16 protein-coding genes are annotated in these 15,668 nt (G+C 72.4%); 11 read left to right on the forward strand and 5 right to left on the reverse strand.

Features of this window, described 5'->3' with window-relative positions; genetic code table 11:
* Positions 1 to 168: 168 nt before the first annotated feature.
* The 3 genes from DEI83_RS13270 (at position 169) to ald (ending at position 3,505) form a co-directional block, all read left to right on the forward strand.
* Entirely contained in the window at positions 169 to 1,131 is a 963-nt protein-coding gene (locus DEI83_RS13270) for a sugar-binding transcriptional regulator (protein ID WP_111082437.1), read from the forward strand.
* Between the two features lie 78 nt (positions 1,132 to 1,209).
* A complete protein-coding gene (locus tag DEI83_RS16355; RefSeq protein ID WP_146243344.1) occupies positions 1,210 to 2,211 on the forward strand; it encodes an AraC family transcriptional regulator in 1,002 nt (333 codons plus the stop codon).
* Between the two features lie 196 nt (positions 2,212 to 2,407).
* Positions 2,408 to 3,505, forward strand: a complete 1,098-nt coding sequence (gene ald / locus DEI83_RS13280) for an alanine dehydrogenase (RefSeq protein WP_111082438.1) — start codon at positions 2,408 to 2,410, stop codon at positions 3,503 to 3,505.
* A gap of 50 nt (positions 3,506 to 3,555) precedes the next feature.
* On the opposite strand, the gene DEI83_RS13285 is transcribed toward ald, so the two are convergent.
* Positions 3,556 to 4,353, reverse strand: coding sequence for a tryptophan-rich sensory protein (locus DEI83_RS13285; protein ID WP_111082439.1), 798 nt, complete (start codon positions 4,351 to 4,353; stop codon positions 3,556 to 3,558).
* A 95-nt stretch (positions 4,354 to 4,448) separates the two neighbouring features.
* Between DEI83_RS13285 and DEI83_RS13290 the strand changes: the two genes are divergently transcribed.
* The 7 genes from DEI83_RS13290 (at position 4,449) to DEI83_RS13320 (ending at position 11,165) form a co-directional block, all read left to right on the forward strand.
* Positions 4,449 to 5,432: a magnesium and cobalt transport protein CorA gene (locus DEI83_RS13290; protein ID WP_258371208.1), complete on the forward strand. Its 984-nt coding sequence runs from the start codon at positions 4,449 to 4,451 to the stop codon at positions 5,430 to 5,432.
* 105 nt (positions 5,433 to 5,537) lie between these two features.
* Positions 5,538 to 6,821, forward strand: coding sequence for a chloride channel protein (locus tag DEI83_RS13295; RefSeq protein ID WP_111082423.1), 1,284 nt, complete (start codon positions 5,538 to 5,540; stop codon positions 6,819 to 6,821).
* Between the two features lie 138 nt (positions 6,822 to 6,959).
* On the forward strand, positions 6,960 to 7,172 hold the full coding sequence (locus DEI83_RS13300; protein ID WP_111082424.1) for an antitoxin: 213 nt from the start codon (positions 6,960 to 6,962) through the stop codon (positions 7,170 to 7,172).
* 117 nt (positions 7,173 to 7,289) lie between these two features.
* Positions 7,290 to 8,591, forward strand: coding sequence for a SufS family cysteine desulfurase (locus DEI83_RS13305; protein ID WP_111082425.1), 1,302 nt, complete (start codon positions 7,290 to 7,292; stop codon positions 8,589 to 8,591).
* Positions 8,588 to 9,037, forward strand: a complete 450-nt coding sequence (gene sufU / locus DEI83_RS13310) for a Fe-S cluster assembly sulfur transfer protein SufU (protein ID WP_111082426.1) — start codon at positions 8,588 to 8,590, stop codon at positions 9,035 to 9,037. The genes DEI83_RS13305 and sufU overlap by 4 nt, the downstream gene beginning before the upstream one ends.
* A 161-nt stretch (positions 9,038 to 9,198) precedes the next feature.
* Positions 9,199 to 10,599: an LLM class flavin-dependent oxidoreductase gene (locus DEI83_RS13315; RefSeq protein WP_258371209.1), complete on the forward strand. Its 1,401-nt coding sequence runs from the start codon at positions 9,199 to 9,201 to the stop codon at positions 10,597 to 10,599.
* 68 nt (positions 10,600 to 10,667) lie between these two features.
* On the forward strand, positions 10,668 to 11,165 hold the full coding sequence (locus tag DEI83_RS13320) for an N-acetyltransferase (RefSeq protein WP_111082427.1): 498 nt from the start codon (positions 10,668 to 10,670) through the stop codon (positions 11,163 to 11,165).
* A gap of 30 nt (positions 11,166 to 11,195) precedes the next feature.
* On the opposite strand, the gene DEI83_RS13325 is transcribed toward DEI83_RS13320, so the two are convergent.
* Positions 11,196 to 11,987 (reverse strand): SGNH/GDSL hydrolase family protein, encoded by a 792-nt coding sequence (locus DEI83_RS13325; protein ID WP_111082428.1) that lies wholly within the window; start codon positions 11,985 to 11,987, stop codon positions 11,196 to 11,198.
* A gap of 162 nt (positions 11,988 to 12,149) precedes the next feature.
* Here DEI83_RS13325 and DEI83_RS13330 point away from each other — a divergent pair, with 162 nt between their 5' ends.
* A complete protein-coding gene (locus DEI83_RS13330; RefSeq protein WP_111082429.1) occupies positions 12,150 to 12,872 on the forward strand; it encodes a VIT1/CCC1 transporter family protein in 723 nt (240 codons plus the stop codon).
* Positions 12,873 to 13,131: 259 nt separating this feature from the next.
* On the opposite strand, the gene DEI83_RS13335 is transcribed toward DEI83_RS13330, so the two are convergent.
* The 3 genes from DEI83_RS13335 to DEI83_RS13340 are packed head-to-tail and all read right to left on the reverse strand — an operon-like array spanning position 13,132 to position 15,544.
* Positions 13,132 to 14,079 carry an acetamidase/formamidase family protein gene (locus DEI83_RS13335; protein ID WP_111082430.1) on the reverse strand — a complete coding sequence of 316 codons (948 nt, stop codon included), beginning with the start codon at positions 14,077 to 14,079 and terminating at the stop codon, positions 13,132 to 13,134.
* A complete protein-coding gene (locus DEI83_RS16265; RefSeq protein ID WP_258371210.1) occupies positions 14,076 to 14,564 on the reverse strand; it encodes an APC family permease in 489 nt (162 codons plus the stop codon). The genes DEI83_RS13335 and DEI83_RS16265 overlap by 4 nt, the downstream gene beginning before the upstream one ends.
* Positions 14,561 to 15,544 carry an APC family permease gene (locus tag DEI83_RS13340; protein WP_258371211.1) on the reverse strand — a complete coding sequence of 328 codons (984 nt, stop codon included), beginning with the start codon at positions 15,542 to 15,544 and terminating at the stop codon, positions 14,561 to 14,563. The genes DEI83_RS16265 and DEI83_RS13340 overlap by 4 nt, the downstream gene beginning before the upstream one ends.
* Between the last annotated feature and the right edge of the window lie 124 nt (positions 15,545 to 15,668).

Consider the following 15,668-nt stretch of genomic DNA (forward strand, 5'->3'; position numbering starts at 1 on the left):
TCGGTTCGTTGGTACTCCATCGATCGTGCGCTCGTCGGAACGTGTGGGCAACTTCCGTGCACGGACGTGCAGAACGGTTGTCGCGCCTGCTGTCGGTGGCGCGTCACGGCGGACAGGAAGCCCGGACGAGGTTGCAGAGGCGGTGCACGTCCGTGCATGCTCGGTTCCATGAGCGACGCCGCCCAGCCCGTGCGCACCCAGCAGGCCCTGCGGGCCGCGCACCTCTACTACCTGCAGGACCTCACGATGGACGCCATCGCCGACGAGCTCGGGACCTCCCGGTCCTCGGTGTCCCGTCTGCTCAAGTACGCGCGGGACACCGGGCTCGTCGACATCCAGATCCGCTCGCCCCTCGACCAGGCCGCCGCGCTCAGCCGGAGCATCCGCGCGCGCTTCGGCGTGCACGCGCACGTCGTGCCGGTGCCCGACCACACGAGCGACGTCGACCGCCTCGAGCGGGTCGCACTGTCCGCCGCGCGGATCCTCACGCAGTACATCGAATCGAACATGGTCATCGGCATCTCGTGGGGCTCGACCGTCAGCGCCGTCAGCCGGTACCTCGTGCCGAAGACCACGCACGGCTCCACCGTCGTCCAGGTGAACGGCGCCGCGAACACGCGGACCACGGGCATCGTCTACGCGTCGGAGATCCTCCGGCGCTTCGGTGAGGCGTACGGCGCCCTCGTGCAGCAGTTCCCGGTGCCGGCGTTCTTCGACGACCCGGCCACCAAGGCCGCGCTGTTCCGCGAGCGCTCGATCCGGCGCGTCCTCGACCTGCACGAGCGGATGGACCTCGTCGTGTTCGGCGTCGGCGCCCCGCAGGCACCGGTGCCGTCGCACGTGTACTCCGGGGGCTACCTGGACCCCGCCGACCAGGAGGAGCTGCGCGAGGCCGGCGTGGTCGGTGACGTCTCGACCGTGTTCTACCGGGCCGACGGGTCGTGGAAGGACATCGGCGTGAACGCCCGGGCCGGGGCGCCGGACCTCGACACGGTCAAGCGTGCACCGCGCCGGATCTGCGTCGTCGCCGGACGGGGGAAGGCCGCCTCGCTCCGCGGCGCGCTGGCTGCCGGGCTCGTGACGGACCTCATCCTCGACGAGAGCGTGGGGCAGGCGATCCTGCAGAACTGACCGGCGGCGGCCGGGGGCCCCCGGATCTGGGGTGGGCCTTCGGGGGTGGATGTCGGAGGCGTCGCGTACGGTCGGAGCATGGTGCTCACTCCCGATGCCGGTCCCGCCGTGTCCGCTCCGCCCGTCGGCGTCGAGCGTGCCGACACCCGGTCGTACCGGCGACTGGCGGGCACCGACATCGACCACGCCATGGCGTTCTTCACCTCGGACTACGACCTCAAGGCACCGCTCATCCGGCGCACCCACGCCGACACCCAGTGGGACTTCGCCGGCGTCACCGACGAGCGGATGTCCCTGCGCACCTCACGCTTCGGAGTGGACCTGCGCAGCCAGAGCCAGTCGGACGACTTCATCGTCGCGTGGCTCCGGAGCGGCAGCAGCACGATCACGTTCAACGGGCGCTCCGTCGACCTCGAGCGGGGCGTCCCGGTGGTCCTGCCGTCGGAGACCTACGACCTGCACCACCGGGACATCGGGCTCAACCTCGTGCACCTCGACCGCTCGTTCGTCACGAGCCTGGTCGGTGACGACACGTTCTCGTTCGAGCCCCTCGAGCGGCCGGACGCCGACGGCATGCGGCTGTGGCAGGACACCGTCCGGCGGCACTCGCCGACCTGGCTCCAGGTGGAGACACCGTTGTCGGCCGCTGCCCGTCGGGACATCGCCGAGTCCTTCGCGAACGCGGCGCTCCGGGCGTTCCCCCGGCGCAGCACCTGGCGGGCGGCGGTCACCGGCTCCGGGCCGGAACACCAGCGGCTCCGTCGTGCGCTCGACTACGTGCACGCCCACGCCCGCGAACCGATCGGCACGCCGGAGATCGCGGCGGCCGCGGGTCTCAGCCCGCGCGGCCTGCAGCAGTCCCTCCGCCGACACCTGGACCTGACGCCGGGCGAACTGCTGCGCTCCGTCCGGCTCGACGGGGCGCTCGAGGACCTGCGACGGGCCGAGCGTGACGAGACCTCGGTGGCGGACATCGCAAGGGGATGGGGGTTCGGCCACCTCGGGCGGTTCTCCGCCGCGTACCGGTCCCGGTTCGGGGAACTGCCGAGCGACACCCTGCGGACGCGCACCCGGCGCTGAGTCGCCGTCAGGCTCGATGTGCACGACGGGCGGCGCCCCCCGCGATGTTCGGTGGGAGCGCTCCTCCACCGGTGGGATCCGAACCCCGTGGCACCGAACCGGCACCAGGCGGGTGATCCTTCGGTCTGCGGGCGGCAGACGCGAACGAGCGGCTAAATGGGCGGTGACCGTGCACCTGCCCACGAAGGAGTCCGTCATGCGCATCGGCGTCCCCACCGAGACCAAGAACAACGAGTTCCGCGTCGCCGCGACCCCGGCCGGCGTCGCCGAGCTGACGATGCACGGGCACGAGGTGCTCGTGCAGTCCGGCGCCGGGACGGGCTCGGCGTTCTCCGACGACGAGTACGCCGCCGCCGGCGCAGTGATCGTCGCGGACGCCGGGTCGGCCTGGGACGCCGAGATGGTGCTCAAGGTGAAGGAGCCCGTGACCGCCGAGTACCCGCTCCTGCGTGCGGGACAGGTCCTGTTCACCTACCTGCACCTGGCGGCGGACCGCCCGCTGACCTCGGCGCTCGCCGAGTCCGGAGCGACCGCGATCGCGTACGAGACCGTGCAGCTGCCGGACCGGTCGCTGCCGTTGCTGTCCCCGATGTCCGAGATCGCCGGGCGGCTGTCCGCGCAGGTCGGCGCGCACCACCTCATGCGTGCGAACGGCGGGCGTGGACTCCTGCTGGGCGGGGTGCCCGGCACGCCGAAGGGCCGGGTCGTGGTGATCGGAGGCGGTGTCGCCGGCGAGCACGCCGCGACCATCGCCCTCGGCATGGGCGCCGAGGTGACCGTCTTCGACATCAGCCTGCCGCGCCTCCGGGCCCTCGACGCACGGTTCGACGGGCGCGTGACCACGCTCCGGTCGAACCCGCTCGCGATCGCCGCCGCAGTGGCCGACGCGGACCTGGTCATCGGGTCCGTGCTCATCCCGGGGGCTTCGGCGCCGAAGCTCGTGACCGACGCGATGGTCGCGGGCATGCGTGCCGGATCGGTCCTCGTCGACATCGCCATCGACCAGGGCGGGTGCTTCGAGGGCTCGCGGCCGACCACCCACGACGACCCGACGTTCGCCGTGCACGACGCCGTCTACTACTGCGTCGCCAACATGCCCGGCGCGGTGCCGCGGACGAGCACGATCGCGCTGACGAACGCGACGCTGCCGTACGCCGTGGCGATCGCGGACCAGGGGTGGGAGCGCGCACTCGAGGCCGATCCGGCGCTCGCCCGCGGGCTCAACGTGCACGCCGGGAGCGTGACGAACGAGGCCGTCGCCGCAGCGCACGGGATGGTGGTCACGCGGCGCTGAGCCCGGCCCCGATCCGACCCCGGCTGCCGACCCCGGGTCGGCGCGCGCGGCTACGCGGTGCGGAGGGCGGCGGGCTCGGCGGTCCAGCCCGCGCGGGCACGGACCACGAGGGTCACGATGGCCACCACGGCGGTGGCGACGAGTGCGGCGACCGCCGTGGGCGCCGAGACGAGCGGGCCGTCCAGGCGGGCCACCGCGACCCACGCCAGACCCCAGCCGAGTGACAGTGTGGGGGTGATCCGCCCGCGCCCTGCCACGGCGACGAGGACCCCGACCGCGCCGGCGACCGTCGTGACCACCGCGCCCCAGACGTCCTGGCCGAGGTCGAAGCCGCGGAAGCCCGCTGCCGTCAGGACCGCCGCCGTGTTCGCCGCCGTCGCGACGCAGACCCAGCCCAGGTACAACCCGAAGGTGCCGTCCGTCACGACCGCCTCGATGCGACCGGACGGCGTGGTGCGGCGGAGCACCACGAAGGCCCATGCCAGGACACCGAGCAGCGCGAGGATGATCGGCTCGCTCAGCCAGAGGAGCCCGAACTGCACGGACAGGATCCACGCCGCGTTGAGCAGCAGGGACAGCGTCGCGGGCACGGCGAGGCGGTCGTGGCGCGCCTGGTCGTCCCGACGGGGGAGGAACTGCCAGACGGCGAAGGCGATGAGCCCGAGGTAGACGACGCTCCAGATGCCGAACGCCGGACCGCCGGGAGCGATCGCCGTCGACGACGCCGAGAGCGCACCTCCCGCCGCCTCGGCGATGGGGGTACCGCCCGCCGCGCCCGACCCGATGTACGAGCCCACCACGGCGATGACCGCGCTCACCGCGATCACGACCTTCCGCATCCACCGCATCGCCTCCACCTTTCCTCAGCATGCTGATGAACCGGACGGTACGCCCTCCCGCTCAGCACCGCGCAGCCGTCGCTCAGGGTGCGTACGGTGGGGCCGTGACCGTCGAGCTCAACACCGTGTACGTGGACCGCATCGCCCCGACGGCGAGTCCCTCGCTCGACGACAGCTTCCGGATGCTCGAGGAGCACGGCGCCTCGGCCTGCATCGTGCTCGACCGACCCGACGCCGAGGAGCTCGGCGACGTCGCGGTCGCCCTCGGCCTCCACGAGCTCGCGGTCGAGGACTCCGCCGAGGGACACCAGCGACCGAAGCTCGAACGGTACGGCTCGACGCTGTTCGCGGTGCTCAAGCCCGCCGTCTACCGGGACGCCGCCGAGGAGGTCGAGTTCGGGGAGGTGCACGCCTTCGTCGGCGACGACTTCTTCCTGGCCGTCGTGCAGGCCGACCCGCGGGGCGGTCGGTCGGTGCCGCGGGCGCTGCAGCGGATGAGCGGCAAGCCCGGCCTCGTCACGGCCGGGCCACAGGCGCAGCTCTGGGCGCTCATGGACTCGATCGTCGACGACTACCGACCGGTCATCGACGGGCTCGAGGAGGACATCAACCAGATCGAGGGGCAGCTCTTCTCGGGCGAGGCCGGGGTCTCCCGCCGTGTCTACGAGCTGTTCGGCGAGGTGGTCGACTTCCAGCGTGCCGCCCGGCCGCTCATCCGGATGATCGAGGACCTGCACCGCGGGGCCGAGAAGTACCACCTGCCCGTCGAGCTCCAGCGCCGGTTCCGGGACGTGCTCGACCACGTCATCCGTGTCGTCGAACGGCTGGACACCTTCCGGCAGCTGCTGCAGAACGCGCTGACGGTCGACTCGACCCTGGCGGCGCAGAAGCAGAACGACGACACGAAGCGGATCTCCGGGTGGGCGGCGATCCTGTTCGCGCCGACGCTCATCGCCGCGATCTACGGGATGAACTTCGAGCACATGCCGGAGCTGTCCTGGACGTGGGGCTACCCGCTGTCGATCGTGCTGATGATCCTGTTCGCCGCGGTCCTCTACGCGGTCTTCAAGGTCAAGCGCTGGTTCTGAGGACGGGAGGCCCGGACCACCACCGGCGCGACCAGCGCCGACCCACCGGACGTGTGCCGGGCCTCCCGGCCCGTCCTGCGGAGCGCTCCCACTACGCTTGCCGACATGCCACACAACGGTCACGCCACCCCGGTCTGGGTGCTCAAACTCGCCGTGGTCACGGGGCTCGTCGGTGTCGCCGGCGGGGTCGCCGGGATCGCCGTGTGGCTCGCGCTCCAGCTCATCCAGCTCGTCGCCTTCGGGTACGCCTTCGGCGGGCACCGTGAGGCGGCGGACGCCCCGTCGGCGCCGAACCGGTTCCTCGCGGTCCTGGCCGCCGGCGTCCTGACCGCCCTCGCATGGTGGGCGATCCGTCGCTGGGGTCGCCCGGTCGTCGGCGTCCCGGCCGCGGTCGCGGGCAAGCGGATGCCGTCCCTGGTCACCCTCGCCAACGCCGGCGTGCAGATCCTGGCGGTCGGGCTCGGCGCCTCGATCGGGAAGGAGGTCGCGCCGCGCGAACTCGGCGCCTGGTTCGCCCAGCTGCTCACCGTGCGCGCCGGGTTGACAGCGCGCCAGACGAAGGTCCTGGTGGCCTGTGGTGCTGCCGCCGGCCTCGCGGCGGTCTACGACGTCCCGCTCGGCGGTGCGCTGTTCGCGGTCGAGGTGCTGCTCGGCGAACTCACGCTGGCGACCGCGTTGCCGGCGTTCGTCACGAGTGCCGTCGCAGCCTTCGTCGCCCGGCTCGTGATCCCGGACGAGGTGCTGTACCACGTGCCCGCGATGCACCTCTCGCCGTCGCTGCTCGTCTGGGCGGTCGTCGTCGGACCGCTGCTCGGGTTCGCCGGCGTCGGGTTCGTCAAGGCCACCAACCGGTTGCAGGCCGTCGCCCCGACCGGCTGGAAGCTGCTCGTCGTGCTGCCCGTGGTCTTCGCGCTCGTCGGCCTCGTCGCGATCCCCTTCCCGGAGGTCATGGGCAACGGTCGCGCGCTCGGCCTCGCCGCGATGAACGCCGACCTCGACGGGCCGACGCTGCTCGGGATGGCACCCCTGCTCGCACTCCTCGTCCTCGGACTGTTGAAGACCGTGACGACCGCTGCGACGATCGGCGCCGGCGCCGTCGGTGGCACGCTCACCCCCTCGATCGCGGTCGGATCGGCGCTCGGCGGCTTCCTCGGGGCGGCCTGGATGCTCCTCTGGCCGACCGACGGCGGCAGCCTGGCGGCCTTCGCGTTCGTCGGCGCGGCCGCGTTCCTGGCCACGACGATGCGTGCGCCGTTCACGGCCCTCGTGCTCGTCGTCGAGTTCACGCAGGAGGGCACGGACATCCTCATCCCTTCGCTGCTGGCGGTCAGCGGAGCCGTCGCGGTCGGGTACGTCCTGGCGCGCCGGCGGAGCGCGCAGATGGCGTGAGCCGCCCGACCGCACTGCCGTCGACCCGCCCGCTGCTGGGCATCCGGTGGACGGCCCGGACCGAGGTGTCGCGCGCTGGTTAGCATCGGCGCCAGGACGCGGGGCACGAGGTCCCGCCCGAGACACGAGGAGCCGGTCATGGCAGGGTTCGACGACATCACGAAGAAGGCCCAGGCGCTGCTGCAGAACGGCAAGGTGCAGGACGCGCTGAAGAGCGAGAAGGCCGAAGGCGTCAGCGACAAGGTGTTCGAGGGGGTCGCCGACGCCGTGAAGAAGGCGACCGGCGGCAAGTACGACGACAAGATCGACTCCGCCCGCGAGCAGGCCGACAAGCGCGTCGGGAACGAGTAGCCCCCGCGCGGTGCCGGCCCGACTGGACGACACCGGGAAGAACGACCACCATTGACGGGTTGTCTCCCGGAGACGTACAGGAGGGCCAGCACCGTGACGATCATTGCACCAGCGTCGATGGACGACTCCGTCGGACCGCTCACCGAGGACGAGGTCCTCGGCATCCGCGCGGACTTCCCGATCCTCCAGCAGGAGGTGAACGGGCAGCCGCTGGCGTACCTGGACTCCGGCGCGACGGCCGAGCGGCCCGTGCAGGTCCTCGACGCCGAACGGCGCTTCCTCGAGCAGGACAACGCGGCCGTGCACCGCGGCGCGCACACCCTGGCCGCGGTGAGCACCGACGCCTACGAGGACGCCCGCGCGACCGTCGCCCGCTTCATCGGTGCCGCGAGCCCGTCCGAGGTCGTCTGGACCGCCAACGCCACCGACGCCCTCAACCTCGTCGCCTACGGCATCCGCAACGCCAGCGCCGGGCGGGCCGGCCACGAGGCGGGTCGCTTCCGCATCGGCCCGGGGGACGAGGTCCTGGTGACCGAGGCCGAGCACCACGCGAACCTCGTGCCCTGGCAGGAGCTCGCCGCCGCCACCGGTGCGACGCTGCGCTGGGTGCCGGTCGACGACGCCGGGTGTTGGAGCGCCGAGGACGCCGTCACGCTCGTCACCGAACACACCCGCGTCGTCGCGATCGCACACGTGTCGAACGTCACGGGCATGATCGCCCCCGTCGCCGAGGTGGTCGCGGCCGCCCACGCCGTCGGCGCCCTCGTCGTGCTCGACGCCTGCCAGTCCGCACCGCACCGGCCCCTCGACGTGCGCGCGCTCGACGTCGACTTCGCCGCGTTCTCCGGGCACAAGATGCTCGGCCCGAACGGGATCGGCGTGCTCTGGGGTCGTCAGGACCTGCTCGACGCACTGCCGCCCTTCCGCACCGGCGGCTCGATGATCACCACGGTGACGATGGAGCACACCGACTTCATGCCGGCCCCCGAGCGGTTCGAGGCCGGCACGCAGCCGGTCTCCCAGGCCGTCGCGCTCGCCGAGGCCGTCCGCTACCTCGAGCGCATCGGCATGGACCGGGTGCAGGCGCACGAGGAACACCTCGCGCAGCGGATGCTCACCGGCCTCGCCACCGTCCCCGGCGTCTCCGTCGTCGGCCCCGCTGCCGGTGTCCCGCGCAGCGGACTCGCGTCCTTCGTCGTCGACGGGGTGCACGCGCACGACGTCTCGCAGTACCTCGACGCGCAGGGCATCGCGGTCCGCTCCGGCCACCACTGTGCCCAGCCGCTCCACCGCCGTCTGGGGCTCACCGCGACGAGCCGCGCGAGCACGTACGTCTACACGACGGAGGAGGACGTCGACCGCTTCGTGACCGCGGTCGGCGGGATCCGCGGGTACTTCGGGGCGGAGGAGACCGCGTGAACGGCCTGGACGGGCTCTACCAGCAGGTGATCCTCGACCACGCGAAGGCACGGCGTGGGGACGGTCCGATGCCGGATGCCGACGCCGAGCACTTCGAGCGGAACCCGACGTGCGGCGACGAGATCACGGTGCGGCTCCGACTCGAGCCCGGTACCGACCGCATCGCCGCCGTCGCCTGGCAGGGGGACGGCTGCTCGATCTCGATGGCGTCGGCCTCGGTGCTCACCGACATGGCCGTGGGCCGGACGGTGCCGGAGCTCCTGACCCTGACCGAGGCCTTCCGCACGATGATGCGCTCCCGCGGGGTCGGGGAGCCGGACGAGGACGTGCTCGAGGACCTCGTCGCCTTCCAGGGCGTCGCGAAGTTCGTCATGCGGGTCAAGTGCGGGATGCTCGCCTGGGTCGCCGCCGAGACGGCGGCGCAGCAGGCGGTCGCGGCGCGCTGACGGACGGGAGGCACGGTGCCGACGGGGGCCGGGCCTCCCGTCCGTCACTGCGCGGCCCCGTCGCGCCCGGGTCGACCGGCGGCGACCGTCGTCGCGCTGGGGTTCGTCACGGGGCGTCATCGTCCGTGACGCACCGCCGGCACCCGACGTACGGTCGCGTCGTGACCACGAACCGCGAGCCCCGGCAGATCCGCTTCAACGCGTTCGACATGAACTGCGTCGCCCACCAGTCCTCCGGGCTGTGGCGCCACCCGCGCGACCGTTCCCGGCACTACAACGACCTGTCGTACTGGACCGACCTGGCGAAGATCCTCGAGGGCGGGGCGTTCGACGGCATCTTCATCGCCGACGTCCTCGGCACCTACGACGTCTACGGGGGCACGAACGAGGCCGCGCTCCGCACCGGATCGCAGGTGCCGGTGAACGACCCGATCCTGCTCGTGTCCGCGATGGCCGCGGTGACCGAGCACCTGGGCTTCGGCATCACCGCCGGCACCGCCTACGAGCACCCGTACCCGTTCGCCCGGCGCATGTCCACGCTCGACCACCTGACGAAGGGCCGGGTCGGCTGGAACGTCGTCACCGGGTACCTGCCGAGCGCCGCCCGCAACATGGGCCAGACGGACCAGCTGAGCCACGACGACCGCTACGACGTCGCCGACGAGTACCTCGAGGTCCTCTACAAGCTGTGGGAGGGCTCCTGGGAGGACGACGCCGTGGTCGAGGACCGCGAGACCGGGGTCTTCACGGATCCCTCGAAGGTGCACCCGATCGAGCACCACGGTGCGCACTTCGACGTCCCCGGCATCCACCTGTCCGAGCCGTCGGTGCAGCGCTCGCCCGTCATCTACCAGGCGGGTGCGTCGCCTCGTGGCATCCGCTTCGCCGCCGAGAACGCCGAGGCCGTCTTCGTCGGGGCGCCGACCCTGCCGCAGCTCGCCGCGACCGTGGCGAAGATCCGCGACGCCCTGGAGGCCGCTGGTCGCGACCGGTACGCCGCCAAGGTCTACACGCTGCTCACCGTCATCACGGACGAGACCGACGAGGCCGCGCAGGCGAAGTACCGCGACTACCTGTCCTACGCGTCCGAGGCGGGCGCGCTCGTGCTCAACTCGGGGTGGATGGGCGTCGACCTGTCGCAGTACGACCTGGACGAGCCGCTCGGCAACATCGAGTCGAACGCCATCCAGTCGGCGGCCGCGAACCTGTCCGCCGCCACGGGGGAGGACGGCACGAGCTGGACGGTCCGCGACATCGCCCGGCAGACGGCGATCGGCGGACTCGGGCCGGTCGAGGTCGGCAGCGGTGCCACCATCGCGCAGCGGCTCATCGACATCCAGGAGCAGACCGACGTCGACGGCTTCAACCTGGCGTACGCCGTGACACCCGGCACGTGGGAGGACGTGATCGAGTTCGTCGTCCCCGAACTCCGGGCGCGGAACGCCTACCCGGACGGGTACGCGGAAGGGTCCCTGCGGCACAAGCTCCTCGGCCGGGGTGACCGGCTGCCGGAGGAGCACCGCGGGGCGTCGTTCCGGGTGCGGGTGCCGGCCACCGCGTGACGGGTGGTCCTCGTGACGCCCTACCCTGGCCTCCCGCACACGCAGGAGCCCGGCCGTAGGGTGGTCCGATGACCGAGTCGACGGCAGCGGTGCGGGTCGCGGCGGCGGGCGCCGGCACGGACACCGCGTGCATCGACCTCTGGGCCGCCGCCGTCGCCGCGCGTGACGGCCGGCCCGAGGACCCGGCGGTCCGGGCGAGAGCGGCCGAGAAGTTCGCAGCCGAACGGGTCGCTCTCGTGGTCGCCCCCGGGGACGACGAGCACCGCGTCCGGGGGTTCGCGCTCGTGGCCGCGCCGGGCACCGGCGGCGGAACGGGACCGGCGGACGCCGCCTACCTCAGCCTGCTGGCGGTGCACCCGTCCGCGCAGGGGAGCGGTCTCGGCCGTGCCCTCCTGGTCGCGGCGGTCGACGCTGCACGGGACGCCGGACACGACCACTGCATGCTGCACGCGCTCGAGGACAACGCGACGGCCGTGCGCCTCTACCGCAGCGCGGGGTTCCGCCCGGTCGGGGAGCCGTTCCCGCACGCCCTCAGCGGCCGACCGACCCGGACGTTCGTGGTCTGACCGCAGCTGCCCTGCCGCAGTCCTGCTGGATCAGTGTCGCCGACCGGTGGGCGGCACGAGCGTCCAGTCGCCGTGGGACGCGACCCGACCGTCCCCCGAGGACCGGCCGGTCACACGCCGACGGACCCACGGGACGACGTGGTCCCGGTAGTAGCGCAACTCCTCGGTGACCGACGTGCGCGCCGCGTCCGGGACGGTCGGGACTGCCGCTGCCGGTCCACCCGCGATCTCGTGCAGGGCCAGGTCGGCGACCCGCTGGTGCCCGAGCGGGTTCATGTGCAGCCGGTCCTCGGACCAGAACTCGGCACGTCGCAGGTGCGGGTCGCGGGAGACGTCGACGAAGGGCAGGCCCCGCTCCCGCGCGAAGCCGGTCAGCGCCTCCGCCCAGGCGTCCCCGCGAGCGTTGATGAGCTTCCCGAGCGGCAGCCGGGCGCTGGGGTCAGCGGGACTGAGGAGCGCCAGTCGGACCCCGTGCGCGGCCACCCTGTCCGCAGCGGTCGCGAGTCGGCCGAGCAGCACGTCCACGTCGTAGCCCGGACGGAGCATGTCGTTCCCACCACCGCACAACGTGATGAGCGTCGGCAGCGGGTCGAGGGCGAGCGCGGCGTCGACCTGTTCGTCGAGGACCCCGGCGAGCAGGCGACCGCGGATCGCGAGGTTCGCGTACGACACCGGCCCCGACAGGTTGTCCGCGAGCCCGGAGGCCAGCCGACCGGCCCACCCGGGGAAGGGGACGTCCCCGTCGTCGCCGACCCCCTCGGAGAAGCTGTCCCCGATGGCGACGTAGCGGACGGGGTCGGTGCGGGCGGGGACGGTGGGCATGGTCCTCCTCGTGGGATGCCGGCGGCGGTGGAGTGCGGTCGGGTCCATCGTGCTCCTGCTGCCGGCCTGCCGGTGCGACCGGGCTGTCGGGAGGCGGAAACGCCCGGTCAGGGGAGCCTTCCCTTGCTGGTGTGATCCGCGTGCAGGTGCTTGGCTCTCCCCATGTCGACCGCAGCTGACCTCGCGCTCCCCGCCACCGAGCACGACGACGCCACCAGCGCCGCCCGGCTCAACTGGCTGCGCGCCGGACTCCTCGGCGCGAACGACGGCATCGTGTCCGTCGCCGCCGTCCTGGTCGGGGTCGCCGGCGCCGGTGCCACGACCGGCCCCGTCCTCGCCGCCGGCACCGCAGCACTCGTCGGCGGCGCCGTGTCGATGGCGCTCGGCGAGTACGTGTCGGTGAGCGGAGCCCGCGATGCCCAGCGCACCGGGCAGGCCGCCCACCAGGCCCAGCTCGAGGCCGAGTCCGAGGACGCCGTCACCATCGCCGCCCACTACCGTGCGCTCGGGGTCGCCGACGACGTCGCGACCTCCGTCGCCGCCGAACTCGTCCGACCCGAGGTCCGGGACCGCCGCGCCGCCGCCGCCCTCCGCGACGCCGAGGAAGAGGTCGTCAGCCCCTGGCGCGCGGCCTGGGTCTCGGCCGCGACCTTCACCGTCGGTGCCGCGCTGCCGTTCCTCGCGATGCTCCTCGCACCGACGTCGATCCAGATCGCGGTCACCGTCGTCGCCGTGCTCGTCGCCCTCGCCGTGACCGGGACGACCGGTGCGGCCCTCGGTGGTGCTCGCCGCGGTCGCGCCGCCCTCCGCGTGGTGTTCGGCGGGGCGCTCGCGCTCGCCGCGACCTACGCCGCAGGGGCGCTCCTCGGAGCGCACGCGTTCTGACGTGCCCGGTCCCCGTCCCCGAGGTCCGGGACGGGCGCGAACGCGCGCGAGCCCGATCCCCGAGGTTCCAGAATTCGCGCATTTCGCGCCGCGAAATGCGCGAATTCCGGAACCGGGACGGACCGCGTGCGGCGAGTCGTGGAACCTCGGGGACGCACCGGCGGCTCGACTGCGGACAGCGCGGCGCACGGACGGGAGGCCCGGACCGCGTGACCGACGTCGGTCACGTGATCCGGGCCTCCCGTCCGGCGGACGGCGGTTACGCCGTCCCGGTCGTCCGCAGCACCGCCTTCGGCACCCGGTGCAGCGTCACCGCACCGACCGCGTCGAACGGGTGCAGCGGGTCCGGCGCACCGGATCCGGTCGGCCCGCCGAGCTTCGAGTCGCCGACGGCGCTGAGCACCGCGTAGGCGTCGTCCCCGGACCAGCCGTGCTCCTCGACCAGGAACGCGAACGCGTCCTCGTACCCGCGGCGGATGCTCTCCTGCACCGGCTCGCCGAGCCCGACGAACAGCCACTCGTCCGCCGTCTCGATCCGCGGGGCACGGAGTCCGGGGACGCCCTTCACGAGGTCGACGGACACGACGGCCGTGCCCTGCGCCTCGATGGCGACGAAGGAGGACTCGCCCTCGGCCATGATCGCGTGGATGTCGCCGATCGACAGCAGGGCGCCGGGCACCCGGACCGGCAGGTACACCGTCGAGCCGGGGCGGGCCTCGGTGACGTCCATGTTCCCGCCCTCGGCGTACGCGGGCATGATCGTGGAGTTCTCGCCGTCGGCGGGAGCGGTGCCGATGCAGCCGATCATCGGGCGGACCGGGAACGCGTGCCGGTCGGTGACCTGCACGACGCCGTCCTCGATCGGGCAGCGGCGGGTGAAGACGCGGTCGCCCATGACGTGCTGCAGGGCGCCCGAGCCCGGCAGCGAGACCGACCAGCCGTGGGTGGTGAGCTCGATGTCGTGGATCGTCACGGCGAGGGTGTCGCCCGGCTCCGCGCCCTCGACGTACACCGGGCCGGTGACCGGGTTGATCGGGGCCTGCAGCTGCGCCATGTCGTGGTGGTCGTCGAGCTCGGCGTAGACGGCGTCGGTCGTCTCGAACCCGATCGTCTCGCCGGTGCCGGGCGCGATGGTGAGCACGGGCTCGCGGTCGGCGGCGTACCCGGGGCGGCCGAGTGTGTTCGGGAGGTGGTGGTCCGCGGTCATCGGTGGTCCTCGTCCTTCGTGAGCGGGCTGGCGGTCGCGCTGCCGGTCCGGGCGCCGGTGGGGTCACCCTCACCCAGCGTGCCCGGTTCCTCCGAGCCGACCTCGGTGGAACGTCCCGTGGAGCGGTAGTACAGGAACACGGCCGCGCCGACGATCAGCCAGATGATGCCGCCGACCTTCGCCTCGACCGCGGCGTTGAGCAGGACGTAGCCGATGATCAGGAACCCGATCAGCGGGACGACGAGGTGCAGCAGCCAGTTGCGGGACTTTCCCTTCACGATGTGGTGCACGAACACCGACACGTGCAGGAGCATGAAGCCGAACAGGGCACCGAAGTTCACCAGCGACGAGATCGTGTCGATCTGCCCGACGAAGAACAGCACGAGGATCGCGGAGAGCACCGACACGACCAGGATCGCGTTCTGCGGCACCTGACGCCCGTTGAGCTTGTGTAGGAACGCGGGCAGCTGCCGGTCGCGGCTCATCGAGAAGAGCAGGCGGCTGGTGCGGCCTGCGCGGCCATCGCGTTCGCGATGCCGACGGCCAGGACGTTGACGGCGAAGAACGCCGTCGCCCAGCCGCTCGACGAGGCCTGCTCCACGATCGTGAAGAACGCGTTGCCGGCCTCGCTGTCCGAGAACGAGTCCCGTCCGGCAGCGAGGGCGCTGGCGAGCCAGGTCTGCACGACGAACAGGAACGCGACGATGACGAGCGCCAGGACCATCGCCAGGCCGGCACCGCCGCGGCGCCCGGTGGACTCCTCGGAGAGCGTCGAGATGCCGTCGAAGCCGAGGAAGCTCAGCACCGCGATCGAGAGCGCCGAGGCGATGAGCGGCGCCGACACCTTCGCCGGGTCGAACACCTGGTCGGTGCTGAAGGACGCGCCCGGCACCGTGCCGCCGGTCAGGGCGACGATCGCGATGACGACGAAGATGACGACGAACACCAGCTCGATGAGGAGGAAGATGCGGTTCGCCAGCTTCAGGGACGACACCCCGGCCAGGTTGATGACCGTGTTGATCGCGACGAACACGAGCGCCCACATCCAGCGCGGGGTGCCCGGGAAGATGCCGACCATGCTCTCCGCCGCGAAGACGTAGAGCAGCGTCGGGACGAGCAGGTAGTCGAGCAGGATCGCCCAGCCGGCGAAGAACCCGGCGGTGGGGTGGATGCCACGGCCGACGTACGAGAACACGCTGCCCGCGAGCGGGATCGACTTCGCCATCTGCGCGTAGGCCAACGCGGTGAAGATCATCGCGACGAGGCCGACCAGGTAGACCAGCGGCACCATGCCGCTGGAGGCGTTGTAGACGGTGCCGAAGATCGCCCACGGGGCGATCGGCACCATGAAGACGAGCCCGTAGACGAGCAGGTCGGTGGTGGAGACGGAGCGCTTGAGCTCCTGCTTGTAGCCGTAGGCCTCGAGCTGCTGCTGCGCGGAGAGCTCGCGGTGCTGCTGCGACATGTCGGTTCCGTTTCGTCGGAGGGGGACGGTGCAGGGATGGGGCCGGACGGGAGGCTCGTGACGGGTGGATGACGAGCCTCCCGTCGGGTGCGGGTCGGCTGGGGTGGTGCCGACGGTGCGGGGA

It is taken from the genome of Curtobacterium sp. MCBD17_021, from assembly GCF_003234525.1.
Taxonomy (GTDB): Bacteria; Actinomycetota; Actinomycetes; order Actinomycetales; family Microbacteriaceae; genus Curtobacterium.